The organism is Streptomyces sp. E2N166, assembly GCF_003671715.1.
Lineage (GTDB): Bacteria > Actinomycetota > Actinomycetes > Streptomycetales > Streptomycetaceae > Streptomyces > Streptomyces thinghirensis.
This window is the reverse complement of sequence record NZ_RAIF01000032.1, coordinates 841246-847910: the sequence shown is the minus strand read 5'-3', so window position 1 is coordinate 847910 and position 6665 is coordinate 841246. Positions and strand designations below refer to the sequence as shown.

The following is a 6665-nucleotide window of genomic DNA, read 5'->3' as shown; positions in this document are numbered from 1 at the left end:
GCGGGCGAAGGAGGCGGCGAAGCCGGTGACGTCGGTGTTGTGTCCGGTGGCGCGGCCGGTGTCGTCGAAGACCACGGTGTTGACCGCGCCGAGCGCCTCGGCCTGCGGGGCGAGGGCGTCCAGGTGCTCGATGACGAGCTGCTTGCAGGGGTGGGTGATGTTCAGCCCGTCGAAGCCCAGGTCCCGGGCCGCGCGCAGCAGGTCGCCCACCGCCTCGGGCCGGGCACCGAGGGTGTCGATGTCGATCAGCCGGTACAGGTAGCGCAGACCCTGCCGGCCGGCCTCCCGCTCGTGCAGTGCCGGGCTGAGCGACGGGCCGATGCCGGAGCCGATCAGCCCGACGAGATACGAGTCCTTGGCCACCGGGGACCTCCTGAGCGGCTCGGGCTGCTGCCCGAGCGAGCAATGTACGAACCAGTACGTTAGTCATAGCAGGAGGGTGGGGCGTATGGGAAGGCGGAGGCTTCTAGAATCACCGGCACGCCCCAGCCCGCAGCCCCTGCCCCGCAGCCGGAGGAACCCGATGACCAGCGTCGACGAACCGGCACGAGCCGCCACGCGCACCCGCGACGCAGCCCGCACCCGGGCCGAGATCCTCGACGTGGCGACGCGCGAGTTCGCCCGGGCCGGCTACGACGGTGCCCGCGTCGACGAGATCGCCGCCCGCACCCGCACCACGAAGCGGATGATCTATTACTACTTCGGCGGCAAGGAGCAGCTGTTCACGGCCGTGCTGGAGCGGGCGTACGGCGTGATCCGGGAGGCCGAGCAGCAGCTCGACGTCGAGCACCTGGACCCGGTGGCGGCCATCCGGCGCCTCGCGGAGGTGACCTTCGACCACCACGAGCGGCACCCCGACTTCATCCGCCTGGTGAGCATCGAGAACATCCACGACGCCGAGCACATCGCGTCCTCGGAGATGCTGGCCAGCATCGGCTCGCCGGCGCTCGACGTAATCCGCCGCATCCTGGAGGACGGGCAGCGGTCCGGCCTGTTCACGGCCGACGTCGACGCCGTCGACCTGCACGCGATGATCAGCTCCTTCTGCTTCTTCCGGGTCGCCAACCGGCACACCTTCGGCGCCCTGTTCGGCCGCGACCTGGTCGCCCCGGACCAGCGCGAGCACTACCGGGCCATGCTCGGCGACATGGTGATCGCCTACCTCACGGCGGAGCGCGCGGCCCACTGACCGCCGCGACGGCGGACGACGGGACCTCTTGACACACGGGAAACGTGCGCGCAACATCCCTTCCCAACCGAGACTAACTACCCAGTGGGTTAATTAGCCGATCGGCACTCTCCCCTCCGCTCACTCCGCCTACCGTGGAGTCCCCCGAAGGAGCAACGCCGTGTCCGTCCCCGCCCCCGCGTCCCAGGGCGCCGCCCCGCCCGGCCAGCCGAAGAAGGCGGCGACCGCCGCCTGGATCGGCAGCGCGCTCGAGTACTACGACTTCTTCATCTACGGCAGCGCCGCCGCGCTGATCTTCCCGGAGGTCTTCTTCGACGAGTCCGACCCGGCCACCGCGACCCTGCTGTCGCTGGCCACGTTCGGCGTCGCCTACGCCGCCCGTCCGGTCGGCGCGTTCTTCCTCGGCCACGTCGGCGACCGCATGGGCCGCAAGAAGATCATGGTCTTCACGCTGATCCTGATGGGCGTGTCGACGTTCCTCATCGGCTGTCTGCCCACGCGCGACCAGGTCGGCACCCTCGCCCCGGTCCTGCTGGTGCTCTGCCGCGTCCTGCAGGGCATATCGGCGGCGGGCGAGCAGGCCAGCGCCAACTCCATGACCCTGGAACACGCGCCACCGCGCAAACGCGGTTTCTTCACCAGTTTCACCCTCAGCGGCACCCAGGGCGGGCAGCTGCTCGCCACCCTGGTCTTCCTCCCCATCGCCGCGCTCCCCGAGGACCAGCTGCTGTCCTGGGGCTGGCGCGTGCCGTTCTGGCTGAGCGTCGTGGTCGCGATCGTCGGCTACGTCATCCGCCGCAAGCTGGACGAGACGCCGGCCTTCGCGCGGCAGGCCGCCACGGAGGGCGTCGCGAAGATGCCGCTGGCGGTGCTGGCGCGCGACCACTGGGCGGACGTACTGCGGGTGGTCGCGGGCGCGCTCATCGCCTCGGTCAGCACGATCTTCACGGTCTGGGCGCTGGCGTACGCCACCAGTGACTCGGTCGGCATGTCCCGTACCGCGATGCTGTGGGTGGGCGCCCTCGCCAACGTCGTCGCGCTCGCCGCGATCCCGCTGTGGGCGACGCTGTCCGACCGCGTCGGCCGGCGCCCGGTCTTCCTGATCGGCGCGGTGGGCAGCGCGGTGACCATGTTCCTGTACCTGTGGGCGATCTCGACCGGCTCCTACCCGCTGACGTTCCTGACGGGCATCGTCGCCTTCGGCGTCGTCTACAGCGCCGCGAACGGTGTGTGGCCCGCCTTCTACGGCGAGATGTTCTCCACCCGGGTGCGGCTGTCCGGCGTGGCGATCGGCACCCAGATCGGCTTCGCGGTGGCCGGGTTCGCGGTGACCTTCGCCGCGCAGATCGCCGGTCCGGACGGCGACGACTGGTTCACGGTGGCGCTGTTCACGGCGGCGCTGTGCGTGCCGCCGGTGATCGCGGCGTTCTCCGCCCGCGAGACCCACAAGGTCCCGACGGAGGAGCTCGGCGAGCGTGCCCGCCCGGAGGCGGCACAGCCGGAGACGGTGACGGCCTGACGCCCTTGGGCGGCTGCCCTCCGCCCTCTCCTCCGCGAGGTCGTGGTGCCCGGATGGATACCACGCGGCGGGGCGCGCCGGTGCACACCGGCGCGTACGGCGGGTCATCAGGCCTGAAGTCGCGTGCGCGGGGTATGCCGGAGCCACCTCGACGAACGACCAAGGAGGGCGAGGGTGACGGCACCACTGCGGCAGGAGGTCGACCCGGGCGCGGCCGGGCTGGATCCGAAGGCGCTGGACCGGCTCGACCTGCACTTCGCCCGGCAGGTCGACGAGGGCCGGCTGCCCGGGTTCCTGGTGGCCGTCGCCCGTGGCGGGCGGATCGCCCACCTGACCGTGCACGGCCGGCGGGACGTCGCGGCCGGGCTGCCCGTGGCGGCCGACACGTTGTGGCGGATCTACTCCATGACCAAGCCGGTCACGTCCGTCGCCGCGCTGATGCTGGTGGAGGAGGGCCGGCTGTCGCTCGACGACCCGGTGGCGCGGTACCTGCCGGCCTTCGCCGAACCGCGGGTGTACGTGGAAGGGACCGCGGACGCCGTCGTCACCCGGCCGGCCGCCGGACCGGTCCTCGTCCGGCATCTGATGACCCACACTGCCGGACTGACCTTCGGCTTCTACCACGCCCACCCCGTCGACGGGCTGTACCGCGCGGCCGGCCTGGAGTCGTCGGTGCGGCCGGGCGCGGGGCTGGCCGAGACGGTCGACCTGTACGCGAGCCTGCCGCTGCAGTTCGAGCCGGGCACGCGGTGGAACTACTCGGTGGCCAGCAACGTGCTGGGGCGGCTCGTGGAGGTGGTGTCCGGGCAGCCGCTCGACAGCTACTTCGCCGAGCGTGTCCTCGGGCCGCTCGGTATGACGGACACCGGCTTCCACGTCACCGACGAGCAGGCCGGCCGGCTGGCCGAGCTGTACGGCGAGACGGACGACGGTGGCATCGAGCCGGTCCCCGGGCTGCCGCTGCGGGGCCGGCCGCGGTTCCTGTCGGGCAGCGGCGGCCTGGTCTCGTCCGCGTACGACGTGCACCGCTTCGCGGAACTCCTGCGGCGCCGGGGCGAACTCGACGGCGTCCGCCTGCTCGCCCCCGGGACGGTGGACCTCATGACCCGCAACCACCTGCCCGGCGACGCCGACCTGCGCGCCTACGGCAGCCGCCCGGCGCACGACGACCCCGGCAACGACGGAGTCGGCTTCGGCCTCGGCGTCTCCGTGGTGATCGACCCGGCCCGCACCCAGGCCCCCTCGGGGCTCGGCACGTACGGCTGGAGCGGGGTGGCGACGACCACCTTCTGGGTCGACCCGGGCCGTGACCTGACGGTGCAGTTCATGACCCAGGTGCGGCCGAAGTCCTCGCACACGGTCTACCCGGACCTCAAGCGGCTCGTGCACGAGGCCGTCACCGGCTGATCCTGCCCCTGGAGTCAGGACGACACATGCGCCACCGCGTCCAGGTGGGGCAGATGGTGGTCGAGCCGTTCCCGCTTGGTGCGCAGATAGGTGATGTTGCTCTCGCACGGCGGTATCAGCAGCGGCACCTGCTCGGTGACCTCGATGCCGTGGCGCACCAACGCCTCCCGCTTGCGCGGGTTGTTGGACATCAGGCGCACTGACCGCACCCCGAGGTCGTCGAGGATGCGGGCGGCGACGCCGTAGTCGCGGGCGTCCACCGGCAGACCGAGGGCGAGGTTCGCCTCCACCGTGTCGAGGCCCTCCGCCTGCAACGCCATCGCGCGCAGTTTGGCGAGCAGGCCGATGCCGCGTCCCTCGTGGCCGCGCAGGTAGACCACGACGCCGCTGCCCGCGGCGGCGACCTCCCGCAGTGCGCAGGCGAGTTGGGCACCGCACTCGCAGTGCTGGGAGCCGAACGCGTCACCCGTGAGGCACTCCGAGTGCAGCCGGGTCAGCACGCCGTCGGCACCCGGGTCGCCGTGGACCAGTGCCACTTGCTCGTCACCGCGCTCGTGGTCGAAATAGCCGAATGCCCGGAATTCGCCGTACACGGTGGGCAGAGGCGTCACCACGACCCGCTCCACGTCCGTGCGCTGCGCTGCCTTCTTGCCGAGTACACCAATTTTTTCTGTCATGATTCTCGCGTTCCTCAACAGACTGCTCAACAGTTTCTCGACCGAGACGAAAGGCCGTGCGGGAATGGATGTTTCACTGGTGCCGGCGGACACGACCGAGGACGTGCGCGGGCGGGGCTCCGGGGTTCCGCGGCAGGTGGCGGTGCTGCCGGTGGGAAGTTTCGAACAGCACGGCCCGTACCTGCCGCTCGCGACCGACACGCTCGTCGCGTGCGCCGTCGCCCGGGAGATCGCCGCCGCGTTCCCGGTGCACCTGCTCCCACCGGTGACGATCGGCTGCTCCCACGAGCACGCGGACTGGCCGGGGACCGTCAGCATCTCCTCGGTGACCCTTCACGCGGTGATACGGGACATAGCCGACTCGCTGCGCCGCTCGGGCGTCGACGCCCTGGTGGTGGTCAACGGGCACGGCGGGAACTACGTACTGGGCAACGTCGTCCAGGAGTCCTCCGCACGCGGCGAACGGATGGCGCTGTTCCCGGCCGCGGAGGACTGGGAGGCGGCCCGGCAGCGGGCGGGGGTGGCCACTTCGCTGCTCACCGACATGCACGCGGGGGAAATCGAGACCTCCATTCTTCTGCACACTCACCCCGAATACGTCCGGCCCGGTTACGAGGCCGCCGATTTCGTCGCGGACGACCGGCGTCATCTGCTCTCCCTCGGTATGTCCGCCTACACCGATTCCGGTGTCATCGGGCGTCCCTCGCTGGGTTCGGCGGAAAAGGGGAAGGAACTGCTGGCGAGCCTCGCGGATTCCTTCGGAGCGTGTTTCTCGCTGCTGACGTCGGAGACGGCCACCGCGCCGGGCGGCGAGCGGGGGTAGTGCCCGTCGGGCGCGCGGTGCGGGGCGGAGCGGCCGCGCAGCCCCTCGCACCAGCGGACCACGAGAACGGCGACCCCGGGCAGGCTCGCCACGAGACTGAGCACCCCGTAGACCACGGCCACGCCCAGCCCGGTGCCCGCGCCCAGCCCGGCCGCCCCGAACGCCCAGGCGGTGACGCCCTCCCTGGGGCCCCAGCCGCCGACGTTCAGCGGCAGTCCCATGGCGAGCAGCGCCAGCACGGCCAGCGGCGTCAGTACGGCGACGGAGGCGCCGCTGCCGGCCACCCGGGCGGCGAGAACGAACATCGCGAGGTGCCCGGCGAGTACGACGACGGACGACACGGCGACCCCCGGCAGGTTCCGCCGGGACAGCAGCCCTTCGCGCGCATCGCGGAGCGTCGCCCGCAGAACCCCGGCAGCCGCCCGCCCCTCGCGGGAGGGGGCCCGGTTCATGCGCAGGGCGAGCACGACGGCGAGCGCGCCGAGCACGGCCATTCCCACGAGCGGTGCGAGGTGCCGGGCCCCGGCCAGCACGGGTGACTCCATCGTGAGCAGCACCGCGACTGCGACACCGGTCAACACGACCTGCCCGGCGACCCGTTCGAGGACGACGGCCCGCACGCCCCGCCCCAGGTCGCCCGCGCTCCGTCCGTGCCGTACCGCGCGGTGCACGTCGCCGAGTACGCCGCCGGGGAGGGCGGCGTTGAGGAACAGCGCGCGGTAGTAGTCGGCGACGGCCGGTCCGAGGGGCAGCCGGATGCGCAGACCACGGGCCACCAGAGCCCAGCGCCAGGCGCTGAACACCGTGGTGACCAGTCCGATCCCGAGTGCCGTCAGCAGCGTGGGCGCGTCGATCCGGCGCAGCCCTTCCAGGAACACACCGGTCCCCATCCGCCACAGGAGTACGGCGAGGATGACGACGCCGGCGAGGGTGCCGAGGTGGGTGCGCAGGGCGCGGCGGCGGGGTTGGTCGCCGACGGGAGCCGCGTTTCGGCGTACCGCCCCCGGCAGGGTTCCCGTCCCCGCCTGTACCGTCGGTGCGCTCACGGGG

At 71.9% G+C, this 6665-nt stretch carries 5 protein-coding genes and 2 pseudogenes; 4 read left to right on the top strand and 3 right to left on the bottom strand.

Annotated features, from left to right (window positions below; translation table 11 throughout):
• Positions 1 to 363: pseudogene (locus EBH09_RS39415) on the bottom strand (shikimate dehydrogenase); the annotation flags it as partial.
• 160 nt (positions 364 to 523) lie between these two features.
• On the opposite strand from EBH09_RS39415, the gene EBH09_RS30740 reads away from it, so the two are divergent.
• From EBH09_RS30740 to EBH09_RS30730, 3 genes are all read left to right on the top strand, one after another.
• Positions 524 to 1189: a TetR/AcrR family transcriptional regulator gene (locus EBH09_RS30740; protein WP_121750142.1), complete on the top strand. Its 666-nt coding sequence runs from the start codon at positions 524 to 526 to the stop codon at positions 1187 to 1189.
• Between the two features lie 160 nt (positions 1190 to 1349).
• Positions 1350 to 2708 carry an MFS transporter gene (locus tag EBH09_RS30735; protein WP_121750141.1) on the top strand — a complete coding sequence of 453 codons (1359 nt, stop codon included), beginning with the start codon at positions 1350 to 1352 and terminating at the stop codon, positions 2706 to 2708.
• Between the two features lie 174 nt (positions 2709 to 2882).
• Entirely contained in the window at positions 2883 to 4115 is a 1233-nt protein-coding gene (locus EBH09_RS30730) for a serine hydrolase domain-containing protein (RefSeq protein ID WP_121750140.1), read from the top strand.
• A gap of 14 nt (positions 4116 to 4129) precedes the next feature.
• Here EBH09_RS30730 and ribA read toward each other — a convergent pair whose 3' ends face one another.
• Positions 4130 to 4792: a GTP cyclohydrolase II gene (gene ribA / locus EBH09_RS30725; RefSeq protein WP_121750139.1), complete on the bottom strand. Its 663-nt coding sequence runs from the start codon at positions 4790 to 4792 to the stop codon at positions 4130 to 4132.
• 64 nt (positions 4793 to 4856) lie between these two features.
• Between ribA and EBH09_RS30720 the strand changes: the two are divergent.
• Positions 4857 to 5582, top strand: a pseudogene (locus EBH09_RS30720) (creatininase family protein); the annotation flags it as partial.
• Here the strand turns inward: EBH09_RS30720 and EBH09_RS39410 are convergent.
• Positions 5465 to 6625 carry a lysylphosphatidylglycerol synthase transmembrane domain-containing protein gene (locus tag EBH09_RS39410; RefSeq protein WP_238697578.1) on the bottom strand — a complete coding sequence of 387 codons (1161 nt, stop codon included), beginning with the start codon at positions 6623 to 6625 and terminating at the stop codon, positions 5465 to 5467. The pseudogene EBH09_RS30720 and the gene EBH09_RS39410 overlap by 118 nt on opposite strands.
• Between the last annotated feature and the right edge of the window lie 40 nt (positions 6626 to 6665).